This window comes from Roseateles chitinivorans (genome assembly GCF_050632145.1).
Classification (GTDB): Bacteria; Pseudomonadota; Gammaproteobacteria; order Burkholderiales; family Burkholderiaceae_C; genus Roseateles; species Roseateles chitinivorans_B.
In genome coordinates, this window is sequence record NZ_CP192577.1 from 1834677 (window position 1) to 1857159 (window position 22483).

Below are 22483 nucleotides of genomic sequence, written 5' to 3' on the forward strand. Positions count from 1 at the left end.
TTTGATCAGCGTCGCTTTACTTACGAGCAGGCGGTACCCCGTCTCGGACCAAGCGTAGTCGCCCCTCCCCCTTCAGCGCCCCAGGCTTGAGCTAGGAACGCCGGCGCGCCTTGCACCGACCAGCGTCGCGGCGCCTCGTCGTCCGCCGTCAATCCCAGGAGGTCCCTGACCACACCCGAAGGGGCTCGCCGGTCCAAGGCCGTACTGGCCGCATAAGGGTCGTGACGATCAAACTGGCGCTCAGGATGAGATGGCTTGACCAGCCAGGACTGCACCGTGTGATCGTTTCGGCCGAAGTTGCGTTCGATCCCTTCCTCATCGTCGGGCATCCATCTGAAAAACGGTTCCGAGGACAACCACGTCATGGCCAAGGCCTTGGCGTGATTGGCATCAGCCAAGACGCTTTGAAGGGTTGCATCGGTGCCTCGCCCCACTGACCAGCGACCGTTCACTGGAATCCAGTCCGCGAGCCCCTCGCTGCCTTGGATCCCAAGCAGTGGCGCCAAGAGCGCGGCGTCTTCTCGACTGGTCCGCTGCTCGCCCGCGGCAGGCATCGGCAGACTGCTGTCGTCGGGGAGGTCCAGCGGGAATGGATCTGTCAGATCGGACAGCCAGAGCCCGTCGCTGCGCGAGAGCCGATACTCTGCCAAGAAGCCCGCCCAGGCATCGCCATCCCAGTCAGACTCGACGACGGAAAGCGTCTTGAGCATCTGACCGGCGACTAGCATCAACGCATGCCAGGCGAGATAGCCGCCGTAGCGATCCCTTGTTGGGACAAAGCCCGAGGACCACGACTCGTCGTATGTACCCTGGGGGCTACGAGTGCAGTCATACATTCCCTGAACCTGTGCATCCCAGTCTCGCACCCACGCGCCGATGCGGTCCTCCACTTCCCACCCGGGGCATCCAAACACCCGGCACAAGCGTTCGGCTTGATATCTCCTGAAGTCGTAGTCCAGATGGAAATCGCTGCTGGGGCGCTCAGTGCCTTTTGGCCGGGGGGCATACATGAGCTCTCCGACACGCGTCTGCGGAGCATGGGGAAATGGCGATAGATTGGCGCCGTCCAGCCGCTGCGACATTGCTTTGCGCACATCGCTTGGCAACGAGGGTCCTAGCGTTTCAAGCAAATCGATCGCCACCGCGCGCATCACGACGTGCGGGAAGTCCGAAGACAAAGCCATGGCTTCAAAGGTCGCTCGATGGGGAACAAGTACCTGCGGCGAGTCCTTGGCTAGGCGCTCCAGCGCCATCAAGAGCCAGAGCTTGGCATGCATACCAAAGAATGGCAGCTTCCAATCGGCAAAAGGCGAGGCGTCAGCAGATGGTAAACGAGCGATCAGCCGGTCAATCGCATCCGTCCGACCGACCTGCGCCAGGCGTCGGACCGCGTGAGCCGCTCGCCAGCGCATGGCGGCAACCGGGTGGCCGAGACGAGCCCACACTAGGCCAGCGATGAAGTCAGCTTCGCCGGCTGGACACTCAAAGTACGAGTGCCATGGGCCATCGCCGACCTCGCCGGGCAACTTCTCACTGGAGCTCTTGAGGAATCTCTCCAGCCCTTGCGCCATAGCGCTGGCGTCAACTCCCGACGCCAGCTTGGCGGCCAGTGCGAGCCATCCATTGCCGTCCACCCGCTCCATGCCGGGGCGAAGGGACTGGATGATGTACTCCACCAAGTGCGGCGCAGCGACTCCGAACTTCTGCTCAAGATCGCGCCATCCGCCCGAAGCCTCAAACCCCGAGCCTGCGAGTTCGGCCGCGTGGCGTTCTGCGAGCCGCTGCGCCAAGAGGGGCAGCGCGTCCCGCATTGCCGCTGACGTCTTGCTCCACCCTTGGATGCGATCACCCAGGACCTGAAGCTTCTCTGAGAGGGAAGGCACAGCCGCCTCCACCACCGCCCGTACAAATCCTAGTCGCTGCGCAGGAGTCGTGACCTGGGCCGCTAGGTGACCGAGCGTGCGCCCGGCCCAGACTTGGCCGGTCTCGCCGTCCCTGTCGGCGTTGAGCTGGCGATCTATGTCGTCGGAGTCCGTGACATCGATCGCGTAGACGGGTACCGCTTCTGCGGGAGGGCGCTCCCAATGGGATTCGGAGGCACTTGCACGACTGTCGCTCCTCTCCAGCAGCCCCTCAATCCGCCGGCGGGCAAGGGAAGCCGACGGCAGGCTTTGCAGTGCAAGCCCGTGCAGTGCTTGCACGGTCGTGCGGCCAAGGGCCAACTGATCCTTGCGGTCAAGCTCCGTCAGCAAGAGATCGAAGAACCATTCCTTCTGTTCGGCCTTGAGGCGAGGCAATGCCGAAACGGCCAGATCCGAGAGCTTCCACGTCCAGCTCTCACCGGGCGGCGCCAGGCCTGCGATAGCGACTGCGACATCTGCTGAGAGCTTGCGCTCCTGAACCAGCACCGTTAACGCAGGCCCCAGCGAGTACCCGAGTTGAGCCGCATCACGATCGTCCAACCGGGCCAGCAGGGCTAACATCGAGCGACCAGCCACCGAGCTCATGGACTGCGCATACTCGATCCAGGGGAACTTTCGATCCTCATGTTGGTTGAGCTCGAAGATGCGCGCCAGCGTGTGAGTCGCCTGTGGCGACAACTCGGGGCCGCGGTAGTGGCCCGTGAGTTCCAACAAATGGTTCGTGCGATCAAAGTCGTCGGACCCGATCGCCTCGGCAAGATCAATGGCTCGTCGGAAGTAGGCGGCGGCCTCCTCGAGGCTCACCCGCCACACCGCTCGGGCTAGGTCTCCGTAGGCCGATACCCGGCTGCCCACGTCGGTGTCCAGCTGGATCCGGGCCTCGACGTGCACGGCCAATCGAATGGCCGCGTCATGACAGACAGAGTAGCGAGAGAGGCGCTCAACAATGCGTGTGAATTCTGGCGTGTAAAGGCCAGGCGCGGTCACGATCCAATCGACCATGCGCGTTGCCAGCGGCGCGTCCAACAAGCCCAGTACGTCAGCCAGCTCCAAGAGGACGGGGAAGCCGGCTCGCACCAGATGAGCCTTGCCGTCCTTGAACGGATAGTCGGAGGCTCCGTCGACCTGTCGCATGAGCCGATCAAGTGCCTCTGACGCCGCCTGCGCTCGCGCCACGCCCTTCGGAAAGCGGACGATGTCGGCAACATCCTGCGCGTAGGTCAACAGCGGAACGATTCTGTTGGTGAACGTGCGCGAATAGTCCGCCCGCCGATCCTCCTCCAAGCCGTCGCGTCTTTTCCTGCGACGAACCGCGCCACGATGCTCTGAGGGTTTCAGCTTGCGCTCAAGCACTCGGCGAAATGCCGCCGGACCGACAAAGGATGCAGACTGAGGCACCAGCGCGCGCAGCTCGGCAGGCGTAATGTCCATCAGGGCCGCAGACTTTCGGCTCAGCGCTGCACGAACGCCTGCCGCGAGCAGCGTGACGCAAATCGGCGAGTCATCAGGATAGCGGCTTGAGTACACATAAATGGGCGGCGCGACGATCTGTGCGCCTTCCAGGATGGCAGCGGCCTCGCTGTTCAACCCATGTTCCAGCGCTCGCACGGCCCCAAGCACGCATGCCATCTGCAAGGCGCCGCCGCTTCTTTGGCGCGCGGGAGCGGCCGCAAGCGCCTTGATCAGACGCGTGGTTCGCGCGGGATGGAGCGCTAGTGCGTCGAAAGTCGCCGCATCAAGCGCTGCGGCGCAAAGTGCGCGGGACTGCAGGCGACACCTTGCCACCCGCTTGAATACGTCTACGCTGGGCGGATTCAGTGTGTGCATGTGGCGATCCAGAAGCCCAAACAGCCCACGGAACTTCATGAAGGCGGCGCCCTCGTCCCGTTGATCGATGAATCGGGCAATGCCAGCCGTGTTGCCTGCGAGCAGCTCGACGTAGGCAAATCCAAGATCGTCCAGCTCCCGCGACGCCCTGATCTCGCCAAGATCCTTGCCGCCGCCACGTTGCGCGGCCCAGTTGTTCCAGTCGATCGCACGCCTTGCATGCCGGCGCGCCTCGTCCCGGTCGCCGGAGAACTCTGTGGCGAGCGCCAGGGCGGCATGCTTTCCGCCTGGCCACCCTACACGGGTGGCTGACAGGCGCCGGAGTGAGTCGGCGTCTCCGGCAACAGCGCATAGATCCGGAAATTCATAGAGCAGCCGATCCGATCGCTCGTGACCTGCGGCCACGAGAGACGCCTCCAGCAGCAGACGAAAGAGATCGTCCCTGCGCCCGAGGATCGCGGCCAGCGCAATGGCCGCGGTGATTCGCGACAACCGGATGTCGCGCGCGCTGACCTGCGTCGCGCCCGGCGGCACGCGCAGGTCGAAGGCCAGCGCCAGGAGGCGGTCGGCATCGTTCAGGGACACCAGCAGCGCCGGCAGCGAGCGGGCCGCGTAGTTCGATGTGGCCTGACGCTCCAGGAGAACGGCAACAATTCGGTCGCGGCCCGCCTGGCTCTGACCAAAGTTGTCGCGGATCAGGGTTTCAGTAGGCTCGTCGCGGAACATCAAGCCATGCGGCGTTCGCTCAAGCAGCGGCGCCAAGTCGGCCGCGAAGCTCTCCACCTGCGCGGGCAACAAGCCGTGCGCGGCGGCGAGTTCATCGATCGGAACAGGCGGGGCCAGCAAGGCGATTCCGGTCAGGAGCAGTTCCACGTCCGCATCGCTGGCGCCACGGGACTTGGCCGTCTCTCGCGCATCGCTCAGCCGTTTGAGCAGCAGCTGGTCCAGAAGATCTTGGGACGGCTGTGGCGCGCCCGGGAGCGTAACCGGATCAAACGGCCTTCCCGCTGCGAGCAGGTTCTCCAGGCACCGGGGATTGCGCCCCGATCGCGTCATCAGCGCGGCCACTTCCGCTCCCGAAGCGTCCGGAGCGCGCAGCGCAACCAGGGCGCGGACCTCCGCGTCGGTGAAGAGGGGATCACGGTCTGACGATGCGTCGCACCCGCGGTCGCCAGCTCGATCCGCTCCGTGCGACACGAAGCCACGAGACGCACACCTTCGATGGGGTCGACCGACAAGCTTTGGATCAACTGGTGGCCGAAGGAGTCGGTGCCAGTGTCACGCGCCGCAATGCCGGCATGATCGATTGCATCTAGGATCAGCGTGATGCTTGCATCCGACCTCGATTGCCTTGCGGCCTGCACCGACTGCACCAAGCGCCGTCTGAAGGCGCGAAACAAGCTTGTGGTCTCCGACACCGGCAGCAGGATGTCGCACAGGCCCTGCCCCGCCAGCAAGTTGGCAAGGTGCACTATCGTGCGCTGAGGAAGGTGCCGACCATCCGAGGGATCGCGCCAGCGTCCAGCGCCAAAGCCGTCGAACAGCACCACCGGTCCATCAGCGCGCAGCCGATCGCCAAGCCCTTGCATCAAAACGGTCTTGCCCATCCCGCCGGCCGCGTGCACGATCAGTGGAGCGCCGCCCGCCCGAGCCAACTGGACCAATTCCTCTTGCACTTCCCGCGATACGACTGCGCCAATTGCCGGGAACGCTTCTGGCGTGGGGTACAGCTGATCCTCGTGCTCCACCTCGAGTTCCGCCAGCACCGCGATGCGATCGACGCGCTTGTCGGCTTCGCTGCCCGGTCCCGCCTTGGCTCGAATGAGATTGCGTAGCTTGAGCAAACGCTTTTCCGCTTCTGGATCGCTCGCCTCGCTCCAGGCGGCAAGCAGGCTCGCCACGCCCCGCTCCGATTCGACCAGACTTCCCATGCTGCCCACGAGCTCCAGTCGTTTGAGCAGCTCCGCCGCTGGATACTGGTAAAGCTTGAGGGCTTCCGCCAACTGTCCAGCCTGGCGACTCACGTCCCCCGAGATTTGGCCTCCCTCGACGACTGCGGCGATGGCACTGACCAGATTGGGATCGATGGGACGGTTCGTTGCGAATTCGAACCTCACCACGGCAAGCACATGGGCATCTCCGTGCACGGCTCTGAGCTCGACGTCGCTGGCGGCGAACTTTGTCAGCGTGGCGGCAAGATCGGCAGCCCGCACAGCCGTCTGAGCCAAAGCGATCGAGTACTTGAACTGCACCACGGTGACCCGGTGCGACCGGCCTACATCACTGGCCCCGTGATAGCGAACGAGGTCCGCGATCTCGACTGCCCCTTCCCCGAGATGCTCCTCGTCGCGGCTGTCAAAGCCCTCCAGAGTGATCGCGCAAAGGTCAGTGGTCGGCGGCAGCAACTCAAGGGCCGAGCGCGCCGCCCAGGCCTCATGGAACGCGTGCCCGGCCTTGGAAGCCCTGAGCTTGTCGACCTTCTTTGACGCCTTCAGCACGTCGCCGTGGCTCGTTGATGCTCTCGCTCCGGTCTTACGCGGCATCGGCTGCACTTTCTGCCCGGCGCGTGGACCGGAAGATCTCGCTCATCTGCACGGCCGCGGCGCGCCGGTCTCCCAGATCGACCAAGACATCCAGGGCTTTAAGCAGCTCGCTGGCGTGTGTCGGCAGCAGGGGAATGCTCCTCTCGCTAAAGCGCTGGATGAGCCCCGCGAGTTTGGCCACGAGGGGCGTGTCGTTCCACTCAGGGCGCCCGTCCTGTGCGGGGAACACGTGCTTGAGGTGCTCGATGAAGTGCGTGGGTGGGTAGTAATCGAGCGCATCCTCGCAAAGGGACAACCAAGCTCTGGCAACACGGACATCAACACCGCGAGCCCTGAGCACAGGCTCGAAGATGGGAAGCGTCAGGCCCACGTCGCGCCAATCACCGTTGGCAAAGCGCGAGGCAAGATTCGCCTTACGGGGGAACCTGAAGAAGAGGCTCTCGACAATCCTCCCAGGATCGGCTTCGGTACTTCCACTGCGATAGCCGACTCCATCGCTCCAATGGCCGCACTGAAGCAGGCGCTGCCCCACCGCCTGCAACAGCGGAATTGCACCTGCTGGGACTCGGGTCTGATCGGCAATGGCGCACGACAGCATGGAGGAGAAAGTTTCCAGCAGATGGGCGAACGTCGCATCGTCGGCGGCGCAGGCAGGCGCTACAAATCTGCGCTCCGCCTCTTGTGGCGATACGTCCAGGGATACTCTTGCGAGGAGTGTGTACAGTGCCAGACTCCATTCGAAGTCACTCACCTCCGGCTTCTCTACCGCGAGATCCTGCGAACCGTGCTCGCCGTCGAGTGGGCAGGCCCGCCGCACCGTCCAGTACCCCAGTCCTTCGCACCAATCCAAGAACAGCTCGCGAGTCGCCGCGGCGCCGAGCGCTGCGTCGACTGGGATCAGTGGCAACACGTCCTTGAGGAAGTTGATGTGCACCTGCAGGGGTTGGGCAACCATTGCGCAGACCTGGACGTGGTCCGGAGGCTTCGGGGCGAGCGCCTTTGCGGCCCCTGCCCGTTCCGCGTAAGCAACCAATGCACGGGCAGTGCCGGGATCGCGACCAGTGCCTCCGGTGAAGTATGCCGGGCATCGAGGCGATCCATCGCCACTTGGACCAGACGCTCCCGCCTGGCCTGATCCGACTCATCGTGGTCACGGGTGTTCACTCGCCTCATATCGATGAGGGACAGCTCGGTCGCCAAGTGCAAGGCGTTCCAGCCGATATCGGGGTGACGCTCCCAGGCGCCCAACAAACCCTCCAGCGCCTTGAGTCCGACCAGTTCATAAGGATGTGCGACGAAGCTGGTCAATGCGACCTGCACGTGACGGGCATCTTCACCCTCGAGTCTCTTGAGCAATGCACCGACCCCATGCAGCGCGTTCTGGACAGGGTGGTTGGAGAGAATGGAGGTCGCAGCGAAATAGTCTTCCTGGCCTTCGGGCGTGTGTAGTGCACGAAGACAAACTTGCGTCGCCCATTCCAACTCACTCTCGAAATCCTCGGCACATACGACGGCGGCCACGCCCGCAACGACGCCCTGCACATCCTTGTTTCCGTCGCTGTGTGAGTACCCCGACGAGAACAGGTCCGCTCGGTCGAACGCTTTGGCTGCGGCAACGGCCTGTTGGATCGTCATGGAATCGGGGACCGCGCCAGACTTAAAGTACTTGCCTGTCCAGAGTTGCAAAGGTACGGTACTGAGCCTCTGCGTATATCTCGCCTGCTCGGCATCGACGTCCTCGCTTTGCTCGGCCGCTTTCTCGATGCTGACTTCGATGCTTCGTCCGTCGGGCGTTTCCCGAAAGCGGTAGTTCTCCAGGTGGCCGCACTGAGCCCAGTCCTGGGCAGTCCGGCTACGACTGGCAGCAGTACCCGAATCCATGCGTTCCTCGTGCGTATCGAACGCAGGCGAACCCTCAAATGCACGTACCAGCGCGGCCGAACGGTTTGCCAGTTCGCCTCCGCGAAGGTGACACGTGAGCGTGAGCAGGCGTATGTCGCCGAGCGCTGTCTCCCTTTCATTGATCTGCTGAACGGCTTTGGCATGGACTTCTTCGCCGGGTTGGAAGCCGATGAGATTGGAGGCCAGCCCCTGCCTCGCCTGGACCCAGCGGTTGATGTCCCAGTGCCAAATGCGCTGGGAGGTGAACAGCGCGATCGTCGTCGGGGAAATGGTCGTGGTCTTCATCGCCAGGACGCACGCCACATGTAGCGCGCCCACGCACTGATGCCCTTCAAGCACCTGCCGAATGACCTCATCGACCGGATCTCCGCCGTCAACAGCCGCGAAGGCCCACTGCGTGAGGGCCATCAGGCCGCTACCTACCGGTTTGGGTGCCCATTGCCCCACGGCCCACTGATACTCCTGAGGCCCGCCCCAGAAGCGCTGCTCGCCCCAAGGAAATTGCAACGTGAGCGGGATAGGCGTGCCACGGCGCCTGGCGCTCAGGCGATTGAGCTGCCGCCACGATGTGATGGCGTGATTGGCGAGCTCGCGAACAAGGCGACGCCCCGCGTCAGGCGCCAAGCGAAACAGTGCCTTGAAGGGCTCCCTTGTCGGTGCGGCGGAGCCGTACCTTGCCAGCTCCGTGAGGCCAAGGCGATCCCAGTCCCGGTCTTCGATGCCCCTGAACATGTTCCGGTAGGCGCTGCGGCGATGTCGCATCGCATCGACCGGGAGCCGGTCTCTCCAGACGAAGAGACTGTAGTCCACAAGCTCATCGGGAAGAGGGCCGGCAAGAACAGGAGCGTGCAGCAAGACCTCGTCGCCGTCACCCACTCGTGGCCTCTCCGTGTGTTGGCGATTGCAGAGGTAAGCCCGTACCTGATCCGTATCGGTTTCGGCTGCGCGCAGCACAAGCCCTCTGAGCATGGAAGCCAGCTTCCTGCGCTCCCGTGAGCTAAGGCCGCGCCATCGTTGGCGAGCCAGCTCCTCGTCATCTTGCTGATCGCTCTCCAGCGCTTCCAGCTCATGCAAGACGTCCGCAGCGGCGGCAACGATGCGTGTCGAGGTTCGGTTCTTGCGACCCGACCAGAGGTTCTGCCATACGGAGAGGGATTGAAACGCGTCCCAGAACCGCTCGACGGGCAATCGAGGAAGGCTATCCAGGACCCAATTGCAGAACCGGCGCCAGCTCCCCACGTCCGAGGGAATCGCCAGAAGATCGGCCAGGCGTAGACGCTCGCCGAGCTCGAGTTCTTGCCTCAGCAGAGGCAGTGGATAGGGAGAGGTCTTTTCAGCCTGGAACCACACCAGGAGTTTGGCCGTTCGATTCTGGATGTCTACATATACCGCCTGATCGAACTCGGCGCGGTGTGTGTCGAAGTTTGGCAAGGAGAACGGCCCAACCAGCCAGGAGCGACGCCACTGTGATCGCAGGGTGAGATCTGCCTCGAGCCGGGCCAAATGCTCCCCCACCCCTGTCCCTGCCGGGTGAGTTCCAACTGGGACAGCAACTCAACGACGCGCCCGAGCGCTGGGGGCTCTCCGGCGCCGCAGACGGTGCTTGGCCAGTCCTCGGCCTGCGCGACCAGCAGTTGCAAGAAGGCCCACTCAAAGAAAATGTCGTGCGTAAATTGCACCTGGTGTCCCGCGCGCACCTCCCTCACAACGCCATCAGCCACTAGTGCGGCCAGCGCGACTGGGTCGATCTGCCGCATTGAGATCCTTCGCCCCAGATGAACGGCCCCTGCGCTGGCCATCTCAACCAAGGCGTTCTGTCGCTGGTGAGCATGCGCTTGGTCTGACGCATAACCGCCGCGGCGCCACCACAAGTCGGCCAATCCGATCTCAGACACGGGAAAGTCAGAACTCCGGCTCGCCTCCTTTGCCAGGATGGCCGCGAAGAAGGGGCGACGCATCAAGGATTTCAGCGGTTCAGGGCCGAACAGGCCAGCGGAAAGCGCCGGAACGGCGTCGGCCAAGATGGTGGCCTCGTCATCGGATAGCTCTTTGACGGCAACCTCGAACAGGCCGGCGGCCAGCAATCGCGACGGGAGCCACGTGCGGATGTGTTCAAGTCCCGTATCGCGCGCCGTGGCCACCACGGCCCAATTCCTCAGATGCTCAGAGGCGAGGATCCGGTTCAGGACATCAAGCACGACCTTGCGCTGGTTGACCTCAATGCGATCAATGCCGTCGACGAAGAGGATTGGAGTGCCAGTGCTCCCGATCTCAACCAGCATGGCCTCCAAATCGATGCCCACCAACCCCATGAGTTGGGCGTACTGCGCCCAATTGGAGCCGACCAATCGATCGCTCTTGAAGAAGAGCGTCGATCCGCTCGCATGCGCTTGGCTAACCAAGGCTCGCAGCACTGCGGACTTGCCCACGCCAGGTGAACCGGTCAACTGCACGAATTTGCCAGGAGCGGCGGCCGCTCTTACCTTCTGCACGAGCGCGTCCCGTGCGATGGTCACGTCGGCAATCTGGTCAGAGATCTCTTCAAGGGCAAGCTCCGCCTCCTGGCGCAGCAGCGACATTGCGCCGGTCAGGCTCGGTGCGCCGCGAAGGCGGACCGAGCCCTTGAAGCTCGCCACGAGTGTTGCCCGGTCAAGGCCTGCGGCCCGTCCCTGAAACAAGCGCACTGCCGCTGTCAGGCGTCTCCACAGCGTCGACGCGTGAGCCTGCTCTTCATCTGGAAGGCACCTGCCGAGCTGGCTGATCGTTTGGCTCTCTAGGACAGAGCCCTCGGCCAGCATGTCCATCTTGATCAAAACGAAATGCGACAAGAGCCGGTGCGTGGCGTGGTCCAGGTCGGTCGTCGGGACATAGGGCCGAAGGATTGCCTGCACTGCTTCGAAGTGGTCCAGCTTCTGTCCCGCCGTGTGCGGCGCGCGGATCTTCTGGGCAAACATCTGGGCCTGTGCTTCCGCGCGGGCCATCTCGCACAGGTTTTCGAAGTCGTGTTTGCTTGCGCTGGCGATCTGGCCAGTGATGGCCCCCACGCGGTCACGCAGCAACTGGAAGGAGGCATCAGCCACGGTCTGGTGTGCGCGCAGCACCGTCTCGCGAAAATCACGATTGGACTCCGCCGCGCTGATGACAAGCTTGCGCTTTACCTGCGCGTCTAAGCGCATCTGGCTGCCATCAGCGCCTCGGCCGGTCACGACCAGGTCGTCCAACGGATGCCCATGCGGCCCTTGCTGGAAGGCGACCCGCACGATCGTGGACTCGTTCAAGCCGGGCGCCGGGTGCTCACCGAGCAACGCCGCAAGATACAGTGCTCCTACGGCATCCTCGAAAGAGAATCCTTCGCCTCCGGTGAGCTGCGGCGGGGCGTTCTCCACTACAGGAATGGGCACCAGGGAGGGCTCCGCCTTCTGCCCCATTGAGCTGCGCTCGTCCTTGTCCATCATCTTCCTCCCTATTTTTCTGGTAGGTTACATCTCCTTGCCCCCGCAACGGACGCTTCGCCGTCAGGAGATCTCCGGACGGATGATTGAATGCGCCGCCCGATCGCTGACAACGAATGCGACGCCATCGAGGTGAGTGCCCCCCAAGCTCTGCAGTTGTTTGCGGCTGGTCCCTCGGACGGTTGTTAGAGAAACTTGAATAGCGTTATAGAAATTTGATTTCCCCGCGCCTGGCTCCCCCTTCTTGCACGCCGGCTCCATCAAAAGTGCATAGTCATGTTCGCTTTCCGCTGACCAGTGTTTTGGGAAGCGCTGGAAACGTGCGCGTGCTCCGGGTCTTGGCCACGGAACCTTCTGGGCATTCAGCGCCGCACTTGGCTCGCGCTGCGGGGCTCTCCCGCCAAGGAACACGGTTGGTTTTGGAGACTCTTCCAGCTGCAACTGGTGACGGTGCGAGGGAGCGGCCGAATCTGCAAAGCACGATTTCGTCTGCTCGCGCACGACAGCGCCCCCTGTTCGCTCCAGCATCATTCTCAGCGGAGCATGAGCGTTGATTCCCGACGCGCCTTATGACGCCGCGATTCAAGGTGTCTTTCAAGCGTTTGTGCTTCAAAACACGGTGCGACCGACCAGGGATGAAGCGCTGCTGGCGTTCTTCGGCACCTCCGATATCAGATTGAGGTCGCGATAGGTCCCGGAGGCAGAGTACGTCTCAAAGATCGCTTTGCGAGGACGATTGAGCGTCGAAGAGCTATGGCGGCGGCACAGCCTTGTGAACGTGATGGCTGTAGGGCTCGACGCTGACTACGCCGCTCGTCTCAGGTCTGGTCTATACCCGTGGGAGGGCCCAGAGACTCGTCCTCTTGGGTGCACTCTACAGAGTTGTCCGGTATGCATTGACGAGGACGCACGACGCTACGGCTTCGCGTACTGGAGGCTAAGTCACCAGTGGAGCGGGTTCTCCACCTGCATCCATCACGGCGTCGAGTTGCAAGACCGGTTGGACTGCCTTTGTGACAATCAGCGCTACTATTGGAAGCTTAGACCGGACTCGGCCTGCATAACTTGCGGCTGTTCAGTTAGACGCGGTGTGCGCGTGTGTTCCGAACCCGGACCTATCGATCAGGAGTATCGAGCGGCCTTCTTGGATGCTCGGCGGGGTAGCCCAGGGTATTCCTTCTGGGATTTGGATCTCCTTCGGCGATGGACCAACGCTGCAAATTTTTTCTTACGAAAACAGGCCCGAAGGCAGATTCGGGAGCGTCTTGAACCGGCATTTCGCGGCCTCGGCTGTGTGGTCCACGGTGACGATCAAGACTGGCAACTCGCCCGCCGGTCCGCTGAGCACAGATTGAGCGCATTTGCGTTTCATCGGCTATGGCACAAGCTGATCTTTGACCGCCAAGTCGTGGACGAGGTTGGGTGCTCTCGCTTCGCGCGCTTGGCCCTCGCCTTCCATGCAGGCGAGTCGGTCCCCCCATATGAGCGGCGGAGCATCGAGGTCTAGGACGCCGTCGGCTCGTGGCGTTCTCAGCGGAAGTCAGCAGTCAATCCGACCTGGTCAGGCCTCAAGTTCTACCCTTTGATCTGCGCTCCAAGCGGAGGAAGCGGAACAGCAGACAAGAGTTCTACCCTTTGGCGTGTCCAGCAATGTGAAGCCTTACAGCGCTTTTCAGAGGAGATGCATAGGCCAACTATGTTCGACCCTTTGATTTGCCGGCTCACGATACGAAAGCTCGCTCCGATTATCGGGCGCGATGATCGGACGGCCGTCACCGGCGGTCAAGGGGCGTCACGCCTGACCCAGCCGCTCCTTCGCCAGCCTCGTCCCCTCCGCCAGCGCCTGCAGCTTGCGCCATGCCACGTCCCGTCCCATCGGCGCCAGGCCGCAGTTCGTGCACGGGAACAGGCGCTCCTTCGGCACGAACTCCAACGCCCGGCCGATGGTGTCCGCCACTTCCTCCGGGGTCTCGACCACGTCGCTGGCCACGTCGATCACGCCGACCATCACGTCCTTGCCGGCCAGCAGCTTCATCAGGTCGGGCGGCACATGGGAGTGGATGCATTCCAGGCTCACCTGGTCGATGCGGCTGCGGGCCAGCGCGGGGAACACCGCCTCGTACTGGCGCCATTCCTCGCCCAGGGTGCTCTTCCAGTCGGTGTTGGCCTTGATGCCGTAGCCGTAGCAGATGTGGACCGCCGTCGTGCAGGTCAGGCCCTGCGCCGCGCGCTCGAGCGCCTGCACCCCCAGTCGGCCGCGTCCTTCATGTAGACATTGAAGGCGGGCTCGTCGAACTGGATGATGTCCACGCCATCCGCCTGAAGCGCCAGGGCCTCCTGGTTGAGCAGCTCGGCGAACGCGAACGCCAGCTTCACCTTGTCGCCGTAGAAGCGGTCCGCCACCGTGTCGACGATGGTCATCGGGCCGGGCAGGGTGAACTTCAGCTTCTTCTTCGTGTGCGCACGCGCCAGCTGCGCTTCGAAGGCGTGCACGCGGCCCTTCAGACGCAAGGCCGACACCACCTGCGGCACCATCGCGTCATAGCGGTTGTCGCGGATGCCCATCTTCACCTTGTTCTCGAAGTCGATGCCCGCCACCTGCTCGAGGAAGCCGTGCACGAAGTGCTGCCGCGATTGCTCGCCGTCGCACACGATGTCCAGGCCGGCGTCCTCCTGGGCCTTGATCCACAGCAGCGTCGCATCGGCCTTGGCCTGGAGAAGCGCGTCGCCTTCCGCCCGCCATTGAGGCCAGAGCTTGTTCGTTTCAGCGAGCCAGGCCGGCTTCGGCAGACTGCCGGCGATGGAGGTTTCAAACATCAGGGGATTCCTTTCAGGCAAAGACGGGTGCGGCGAGGGATCTCGCCAGGCATTCGGCGGGTGTAGTCGGCGGAGTCAACCGGCGGAGTCAACCGGCGGATTCAATCGGCGGGCTGGAGCTCGACATGGGCCGCCCATTGCTCCAGCAGGTGCCGGTAGGGCTTGATGAACTGCTCCTCCGCGAACTTCCCCTGCTTGACGGCCAGCTGGCTGCGCTCCTCCCGGTCGTAGACGATCTGCGTCAACGAGTAGTCCTGGTGCTTCAGGCTCGGCTGGTAGAACTGCCCCGCCGCGGAATTGGCGTTGTAGATCTCAGGGCGATAGATCTTCTGGAAGGTCTCCATCGTGCTGATGGTCCCGATCAACTCCAGGCTGGAGTAGTCGCCCAGCAGGTCGCCGAAGAAGTAGAACGCCAGCGGCGCCACGCCGTTCGGGGGCATGAAGAACCGGACCTGCATCCCCATCTTCGCGAAGTAGTGGTCGGTCGACGACCGCTCGCTCTGCTGGTACTCGACGCCCAGCACGGGGTGGACATTCCCGGTCCGCCGATAGGTCTTGCTCGTCGACGCGCTGATGCAGATGACCGGCCGCTTGTTGAATCGCGCCCGGTAGGCACTGGAATCCGCGAACTGCCTGAACAGCTTGCCGTGCAGATCGCCGAAGCCTTCCGGCGTTCCGAATTCCGGGCGGTTGGCGTTGTACGCCGGGAGCAGGACGCTGAAGTCGTAGTCGCGCACGTAGGAGGAGAAGTTGTTCCCCACGATGCCGGCTATGCGCTGGCCGGTCTTCCTGTCGAGGATGCTGGGCTTGAGGATTTCGATCAGCGGAAATGCCTCGTCACCGCCTTGGGTGTCGATGCTCATCTCGACGGAGATGATCTCGAGCTCGACCGCGTAGCGGTCACCCGTCGGGTTGTCCCAGGACGCCAGGTCGTTGAAGCGGTTGTCGATCATCCGCAGCGTGTTGCGCAGGTTCTGCTGCCGACTCGCGCCGCGCGCCAGATTGGCGAAGTTGGTCGTGATGCGCGTGCTGTCCGACGGCTGATAGTCCTCGTCGAAGCGGATGCTCTTGAGGCTGAAGGTGAATTCGTCGTTCATGGCGATGGGGTGGGCTGATGTCTGGGAGAGGCGTCGGTCGCGGTGTCAGGCCACGATCACTTCCCTGGCGGCAGGGGCCTTGGCGTGGCGCGTCAGGTCGATCAGCGGCAATGCGCGTTGGACCGCCAGGGCGGCCCGCTGGAGCAGGGCCTCGTCCCGCAGGCGGTAGTCGATGAAATCCTTGTCGGTCGCGTAGACGCCCAGCGGCAAGGTGCGCGCTTGGAAGAAGCTGAACAACGGTCGCAGCTGGTGGTCGATGACCAGCGCATGGCGCTCGCTGCCGCCGGTGGCGGCCAACAGGACCGGCTTGTCGATCAAGGCGTCCTGATCGATGAAGTCGAAGAAGTGCTTGAACAGGCCCGTGTAGGAACCGCGGAACACCGGGGTCGCGACCACCAGGACATCGGCCTGTTCGACCGCGACAAGCTCGCGCTCCACAGCGGCGGGCGCCTGGGAGCGCCAGACCGCGCCGGCGAACTGCGGGGCCAGCGGACCCAGCTCGATCAGGTGCTGTTCGACGGGGACCGCCTCGGCGATCAGATCCAGCAGGTGCTCTGCCAGGGCCGCGGACTTGGAAGGGCGTTGCATCCCGCCGGAAACGGCGACTAGACGGAGGGGACGGGTCATAGGGAGCGGATGCTAGCCAGGGGAGGCCATGACGTAAAATGGTCAATTCTCACGAATCCATGAAAATGGCTCATCTGAATGCTTGAACGCATCCACCTCAGCATCGTTCAGCAGGTCGAGAAGCAGGGGTCGTTGACGGCGGCCGCCGGCGTGCTGAACCTGACCCAGTCGGCCCTGAGCCACAGCATGAAGAAGCTGGAGCAGCAGCTGGGCGCCGACATCTGGCTGCGCGAAGGCCGCAGCCTGCGCCTGACGCAGGCGGGCCAGTACCTGCTGGCGGTGGCGAACCGGGTCCTGCCGCAACTCGATCTGGCCGAAGAGCGCCTGGGCCAGTTCGCGCTCGGCGAGCGCGGCGCGCTGCGCATCGGCATGGAGTGCCACCCGTGCTACCAGTGGCTGCTCAAGGTGGTGTCGCCGTATCTCACCGCCTGGCCCGACGTCGATGTGGACGTGAAGCAGAAGTTCCAGTTCGGCGGGATCGGCGCGCTCTTCGGCTACGAGATCGACCTGCTGGTCACACCTGACCCCCTGTTCAAGCCGGGACTGAGCTTCGTGCCGGTGTTCGACTACGAGCAGGTGCTCGTCGTGGCCAAGGGGCATGCGCTGGCGTCGGCGAGCTATGTGAAGCCGCAGCAGCTGACCCAGGAGGTGCTCATCAGCTACCCCGTGGACATCGAGCGGCTGGACATCTACAGCCAGTTCCTGCTGCCGGCCGGTGTCACGCCCAGACGCCACAAGGCCATCGAGACCACGGACATCATGGTGCAGATGGTGGCCAGCGGCCGTGGCGTGGCTGCGCTGCCGCGCTGGCTGGTCGACGAATACGCGGCCCGGATGGACGTGGTCCCGGTGCGGCTGGGCGCGCGCGGCATCCCCAAGCAGATCTTCCTGGGCGCGCGCGAGGCGGAGACCACCATCGATTACGTGCGGGCCTTCATCGAGCTGGCACGTCAACCGGGCGCTGCGATCGCCGCTGCGAAAGGGGCCGATTGAGGGTCGCCGTCACCGCAGCACCTCTGGTGCTGACGGTGTTCCAGGACGCGCCCGGCTGGAACCTGCGCCGCATCACGTTCGCGCCGCGGTAAGCCGCGCCATCGTCCAGCGCATCGCCGGCCACGCGACCCGGCGCACGAGGAACGAGCTCAGCGCCAGCACCGAGCCGATGAGGATCGGCAGGATCGGGCCGAAGGTCCACGCCATGCCGACGACGAAGCCGAGCAGGTATTCGGCGCGGTACGTCGGCCATGCGATGCCGCTGAGCAGGAGTGCCAGCAGCACCAGCGCGGCGTGATCGGACGTGCCGAGGCTGAAGGCCAGCGACAGGCCGATGCCGGCGCAGGCGGCGCCCAGCGCGGCCGTCACGATGGCGCGCGTCGCCGCGCCGGAGGTCGCGCGACGCAGGAAACGGCCGGCGAGGAACCACGTCAGTGCGGGTAGGGCGACGATGCCCCAGCCGTTGGACACGGATGGCAGGTCCGGATTGGCGAGCAGGTGATGGCTGAGGATGCCGCCATGGGTCCACTGCCAGGCGAGGTGGGCGAGTTCGAGCAGCGCGACCACGATCGTGAGCAGCACGCGCGGACGGCGGGTCTCCGCAACGGTGGCGGGGGAGAGGGACATCGCGCGCTCCTGGCGTGGAAGAAGCCGCGATGGTCGGCGCAGGGGCCAGGCCTTGCGCGGCGAAAGCGACGAGACGTCGAATGCGTCGGATGGGCCGGCGATCAGCCCGACTGTGGTGCTCGGGTGTTCACCGCCAGTTGGTCGGCGAAGGCTCTCCGGTAGGCCGGACGCGCTTCACCGCGCGCGACATAGGCGGCCAGTCGCGGGAATTCGTCGAGCAGTCCCGTGGACCGCAATCGCAGCAGGACGTGCACCATCATCAGATCCCCCGCGCTGAAGGCGCCGTCGAGCCAGTCGGCGTCGCCCAGCCGCTCCGACAGCTGCTGCAATCGCGTCCGGACCCGCGTCTCCAGCAGGGGGAGCCGGGCCTCATGCCAAGGCTTGTCGCGTTCGAACAGGCGGGCCATCGTCAACTCGAGGATGGGCGGTTCCAGCGTGTTCACCGCGGCGAACATCCAGGTGACGGCGCGCGCCCGCGCGTCGGCATCGTCGGGCAGCAGGCCCGGATGCCGTTGTCCGATGTGAAGGACGATCGCGCCCGTCTCGAAAAGCGTCAGCCCCTCCTCCTCATAGGTGGGGATCTGGCCGAAGGGATGGAGCGCCCTGTGCGCCGCTTCCTTCATGGCCTGGAACGAGACGAGGCGGACGTCGTAGGCGAGCCCGGCCTCCTCCAGCGCCCAGCGCACGCGCGTGTCGCGCGCCAGCCCCTTGCCCCCGTCGGGAGAGCGGTCGAAAGCGGTGATGGTGATGGTCATGGTGGTGATCCTTGCACGGGGTGTGCATGGGAACGACGAACGACCCTCACCGCGATCGACACCTGCGCGAAAGAAAGGTGCCCGCGGGACCTTCAGCGACCCGAGCGGAAGCGCCGGGCGGCCAGCCGCGCGAGAACCGCGGCGACCGCCAGCGCCACGCCGTCGAGGACGAACAGCCCGGCGCCGGGACCCGCGCGCTTGGCCATGTCGGTCGATTGGCCGAAGTGATTCGCACCGATGCCGTAGGCCTCGACGAGGGTCATCGCGGTGATCCATGCCGCCGCCGCGACGATCGCGATGGCGAGCACGGTCGCCACGTTCGCCTTGAAGTAGCTCTTCTTCCTGGGGGCCGTGGTCGGCGCGTGGTCCGCGACTGCCGCCACCTCGAGATCTGCCTGCATGTTCATTCCTCCGATTGCTCCAGGAGGCGTTGTATGAGGCGCAGTCGATGGCGTGTCGCGTCGTGTCGTGAACTGCGGGATGAGGCGGTGAATGGGGCCGCGCCGAGGGCGGATGGCGGCGCGACTCGCGAGCGTGGCGCTCGCCAAGGAAATCGGCCTGGCACGCCGTCCCGGATTCGAAGACGCCGTGGGCGTCCTGTCATCCGGAGCTGCGTACCAGGCCGTGATGCCGTGGCAGGGGAGTCGCCTCCCCGTCGAGTCTTAGAGCGAGTTGAGGAACGCCAGCAGCGCCTGCCGGTCCGCCGTGCTCAGCTTGATGAAGCGCTGACGGCTGGCATCGCCTTCGCCGCCGTGCCACAGCACGGCCTCGGTCAGCGTGCGGGCCCGGCCGTCGTGCAGGTAGCCCACCTTCACGCCATCGCCGGCCACGCGCTCGGTGTACCCGATGCCCCACAGGGCCGAGGTGCGCCACTGGCTGCCGGTCGCCTGCGATTCCGCGAAGTTGTCGGCCAGCTCGCTGCCCATGTCATGCAGCAGCAGGTCGGTGTAGGGCTTGATGATCTGGTTGCGCATCTCGGCCAGCTCGGTGCCCGCGCCCGTCTTCATCTCGGCGATGTGGCAGGCCGTGCAGCGGATGGTGGAGAACACCTTGGCGCCCGCCGCGACCTTGACCGGGTCCACGTCCAGGTAGGACAGCGGGGTCACGCCCTTCGGGAAGCCGCTGACGAGGCTGCGCTGCGCCGGCACGCCGAGCTGCGCGACATAGCGCGAGAGCAGGGTCAGCTCGTCCTCGGTGACGCCCTTCTCGACCTTCTTGTTGTTGCACTGGGCCGGACCGGCCAGGCAGTCGCGGTTCGGGTAGACCGGCGAGGTGACCGACATGTCCAGCAGCAGCGCGTTGGCGGTCTGGTGACGCAGGCTCACCTTGGCGGCCTTCCAGCCGTAGCGGCCCACGCGCACGGCGCCCGTCTCCGGGTCGTACACCAGGTTGGCCTGGCCCTTCACGCCGTCCTCGTCCGCGGTCGTGCGCACGCGGGACAGGATGTCCGCGTCAGTGATCGCCTCCAGCAGACCCATGCCGATCACCGGCTGCGCGCTGCGCAGCGAGAACACCGTCGGCGTCGGGCCGTCGAAGCTGACCTTGGGCTTGCTCAAGGTCACCACGGTGCCGTCGGCCAGCGTGACGTTCTTCGTGTCGAAGCCGGCCACGCGCACGCCGTTGCCCCAGTCCTGCGCCGCGCCGGTGGTGGCCGAGCGGGCGTTCATCTGCACGGCCTCGCCGTACACCGGGTGGGGCAGCTGCTTGCCGTTGGCGTCCAGCGCCGCGACGCGCACGGCCATGGTGTCCAGGCGCTGGTTGAGCACCTGCGGCGCCAGGCTGCGGCCGTTGTTGATGTGGCAGCCGAAGCAGTTGGTCTGGTTGAAGCGCGGACCCTGCAGCTTCACCGCGTCCATGTTGCGGTCGTTGCCCTGCTCGTTGTGGTCACCGGTCCACATGTTGGTGTGGAACCAGCGGCGACCCTCGACGAAGCGCTGCATGTTCTGCATGCCGATCTGGAGATTCGGCTGCTGGAACATGAAGGTCGAGTTGTCCGCGTAGTCGTACGAGACCGAGCCGGTGCCGCCCGACAGCGTCTCGACCGGCAGCGCCGCGTTGTTCAGCCGCGGCTGCACGCCGTACTGCGGACGCAGGCCGCTGCCCACCACGTAGGTCACCTCGTTGGTGTAGTAGCGGAAGTTGCCGTTGTCCTGGATCGCGTCCATCGCCGCGCGGCTGGAGAAGAACGACGGGGTGAACTCGATCGCCTCGCCCAGCTTCAGCGGACGCGACGGGATGTTGACGCCGTTGGGCACCATCACGCCGTTGGCGTTGGGGGACAGGTCCTGGTGGCCGGGCATGTTGTCCAGCACCACGGAGCAGCCGTCGTTCGCGCCGATGACGCCGCCGTAGCCCGTGGTGGGCTTGAGCAGGGCGTTCTGGGGCGGCTTGGGGACGATCGGGCAGGAGGTCTTGTCGACGAAGCCGTCGGTGTAGGTGGTGCGGTCCAGCAGATTGCCGGGCGACATCCAGCCGTAGCCGGTGACGTTCGGGTCGTCGATGCGGCGGAAGAACGAGTGGCCGCCGCCGCGCTGCGCCTGCTGGAAGTACTGGTTGACGATGAGGGTCGGCTTGGTGACGCCGGCCACGCGGCTGTTGTCGATGAACTCGACGCCCCAGGTGCGGTTCTTGAAGTAGTTGGCGATGAAGTTGAGGTACGCGCCCGGGCCCTTGTCCTGCGGCTTGCCGTTGGCGTCCACGGTGTCGTTGGGGCCGAATCCGATCTCGTTCCACTCCTCGCCGCGCTCGCGGCCATGGCGCGAGCGGCCGACGAAGCCCATGCGGGTCACCAGGGTGCCGTCGGGCAGGGTGAACTGCGTCGTCTCCAGCGTGGGCGGCGTCGCCGGCGTGACCACCGTGCTGTTGGCGGGCGGCGTCGGGACGGACGAGGCGGTGAGCAGGGGCAGCGTGTTGTCGCTGCCCGGCGCGTTGAAGTTGACCTCGAGCAGCGAGTAGCCGTACTGCGTGCCGCGGGCCACGCCCTGCAGGCGCAGGTAGCGCGCGTTGGCGTTCAGGTTGAAGAACTCTTCCGTGCCGCCCTTGCCGCCGGCGACATAACGCAGCTGGTACCAGGTCTCGCCGTCATCGGAGACCTGCAGCGCGTACTCCTTGCCATAGGCGTTCTGCCACACCAGCTTCATGTAGCCGACCGCGGTCTTGGCGCCGAAGTCGAACTGGATCCAGGCCTTGTCGTCGAAGGCGCTGGCCCAGCGCGTGTTCAGGTCGCCGTCCAGCGTCTTCTGGGCGGTGTCGCCGTTATTCTCCAGCGCGCTGGAGGTGGCCTTGATGCCGGTGATGGCCTTGCCGGGCTGGCTGATGTCCAGGCCGGTGGGCGATTGCAGCGACGGGGGCAGCGAGGGCGTCGCGGTGCCGCCGCCGGAGGGCAGGCTGGGCGGCGCGGGCGCGGGCGGCGGCAGCTCCGGTTCGTCGGTGCCAACGGGCGACGACGCCGGAGGGGACGCGGGGGCGAAGCGGCAGGCGGCGAGGAGGCGGGGGGCGCCGGCGCGCCGGCCACCGGCGGGTTGGCCGTGTCGCCGGAGGAACCGCCACCGCCGCCGCAGCCAGCCAGCGTGCCGGCGGCGCTGAGGGCGACGACCGCGCTGAACACGAGACCCCAGGGGCTCAATGCGCTCACGGGGCTCGGGGGGCGGGGCAGACCGACGTCGGGTCAGCCTCTGAAACGTTGTGGCGCATGGCGCTTCCTGCAGGTCCGATGGAACGAGACACCAGCGGGCCCGCGAATGCGCGGCCCAGGTGGACTTTTGCCTAGTTCAAGCAGAGAACGTGCCGGTTGCGGCTGGTCACAAAGTGCGATCAGCGCCGCGAATCAGAGGGGTTCCGGTCGCCGACGCTATTTCCAAAGAGGTAGTCGGGCGATATGCGGATCGCCGCAGGGTCAGGTTTTGTCAGGCCTGACATCAG

13 protein-coding genes and 1 pseudogene are annotated in these 22483 nt (G+C 64.9%); 2 read left to right on the forward strand and 12 right to left on the reverse strand.

Features of this window, described 5'->3' with window-relative positions; translation table 11 throughout:
• Positions 1–20: 20 nt before the first annotated feature.
• Genes ACQ86G_RS08460 through ACQ86G_RS08480 form a run of 5 tightly spaced genes read right to left on the reverse strand, consistent with a single transcriptional unit; the run spans position 21 to position 11646 of the window.
• Positions 21–4817 carry a hypothetical protein gene (locus ACQ86G_RS08460; protein WP_431260168.1) on the reverse strand — a complete coding sequence of 1599 codons (4797 nt, stop codon included), beginning with the start codon at positions 4815–4817 and terminating at the stop codon, positions 21–23.
• Positions 4805–6247, reverse strand: coding sequence for a hypothetical protein (locus ACQ86G_RS08465; RefSeq protein ID WP_431260169.1), 1443 nt, complete (start codon positions 6245–6247; stop codon positions 4805–4807). The genes ACQ86G_RS08460 and ACQ86G_RS08465 overlap by 13 nt, the downstream gene beginning before the upstream one ends.
• 34 nt (positions 6248–6281) lie before the next feature.
• Positions 6282–7247, reverse strand: coding sequence for a hypothetical protein (locus tag ACQ86G_RS08470; protein ID WP_431260170.1), 966 nt, complete (start codon positions 7245–7247; stop codon positions 6282–6284).
• Complete coding sequence (locus tag ACQ86G_RS08475; RefSeq protein WP_431260171.1) at positions 7190–9625, reverse strand: hypothetical protein; 2436 nt, start codon at positions 9623–9625, stop codon at positions 7190–7192. Before ACQ86G_RS08475 ends, ACQ86G_RS08470 begins: the two co-directional genes overlap by 58 nt.
• Positions 9574–11646 carry an NACHT domain-containing protein gene (locus tag ACQ86G_RS08480; RefSeq protein WP_431260172.1) on the reverse strand — a complete coding sequence of 691 codons (2073 nt, stop codon included), beginning with the start codon at positions 11644–11646 and terminating at the stop codon, positions 9574–9576. Before ACQ86G_RS08480 ends, ACQ86G_RS08475 begins: the two co-directional genes overlap by 52 nt.
• Positions 11647–12370: 724 nt before the next feature.
• Between ACQ86G_RS08480 and ACQ86G_RS08485 the strand changes: the two genes are divergently transcribed.
• Positions 12371–13153, forward strand: coding sequence for a TniQ family protein (locus ACQ86G_RS08485; protein ID WP_431260173.1), 783 nt, complete (start codon positions 12371–12373; stop codon positions 13151–13153).
• 285 nt (positions 13154–13438) lie between these two features.
• Here the strand turns inward: ACQ86G_RS08485 and ACQ86G_RS08490 are convergent.
• The 3 genes and pseudogenes from ACQ86G_RS08490 to msuE form a co-directional block, all read right to left on the reverse strand.
• Positions 13439–14463 (reverse strand): annotated as a pseudogene (locus tag ACQ86G_RS08490) (methionine synthase).
• A 101-nt stretch (positions 14464–14564) separates the two neighbouring features.
• Positions 14565–15560, reverse strand: coding sequence for a DUF1852 domain-containing protein (locus tag ACQ86G_RS08495; protein ID WP_431260174.1), 996 nt, complete (start codon positions 15558–15560; stop codon positions 14565–14567).
• 45 nt (positions 15561–15605) lie between these two features.
• Positions 15606–16187 carry an FMN reductase gene (gene msuE, locus ACQ86G_RS08500; protein ID WP_431260175.1) on the reverse strand — a complete coding sequence of 194 codons (582 nt, stop codon included), beginning with the start codon at positions 16185–16187 and terminating at the stop codon, positions 15606–15608.
• A gap of 78 nt (positions 16188–16265) precedes the next feature.
• Between msuE and ACQ86G_RS08505 the strand changes: the two genes are divergently transcribed.
• Complete coding sequence (locus ACQ86G_RS08505) at positions 16266–17180, forward strand: LysR family transcriptional regulator (RefSeq protein WP_431260176.1); 915 nt, start codon at positions 16266–16268, stop codon at positions 17178–17180.
• Between the two features lie 72 nt (positions 17181–17252).
• On the opposite strand, the gene ACQ86G_RS08510 is transcribed toward ACQ86G_RS08505, so the two are convergent.
• The 4 genes from ACQ86G_RS08510 to ACQ86G_RS08525 all read right to left on the reverse strand — a co-directional run bounded on the left by ACQ86G_RS08510 (position 17253) and on the right by ACQ86G_RS08525 (position 22269).
• Positions 17253–17807: a hypothetical protein gene (locus ACQ86G_RS08510; RefSeq protein WP_431260177.1), complete on the reverse strand. Its 555-nt coding sequence runs from the start codon at positions 17805–17807 to the stop codon at positions 17253–17255.
• 101 nt (positions 17808–17908) lie between these two features.
• Complete coding sequence (locus ACQ86G_RS08515) at positions 17909–18562, reverse strand: glutathione S-transferase family protein (RefSeq protein WP_431260178.1); 654 nt, start codon at positions 18560–18562, stop codon at positions 17909–17911.
• 92 nt (positions 18563–18654) lie between these two features.
• Entirely contained in the window at positions 18655–18963 is a 309-nt protein-coding gene (locus tag ACQ86G_RS08520; RefSeq protein WP_431260179.1) for a hypothetical protein, read from the reverse strand.
• 261 nt (positions 18964–19224) lie between these two features.
• A complete protein-coding gene (locus tag ACQ86G_RS08525) occupies positions 19225–22269 on the reverse strand; it encodes a di-heme oxidoredictase family protein (protein WP_431261364.1) in 3045 nt (1014 codons plus the stop codon).
• Positions 22270–22483 lie beyond the last annotated feature (214 nt).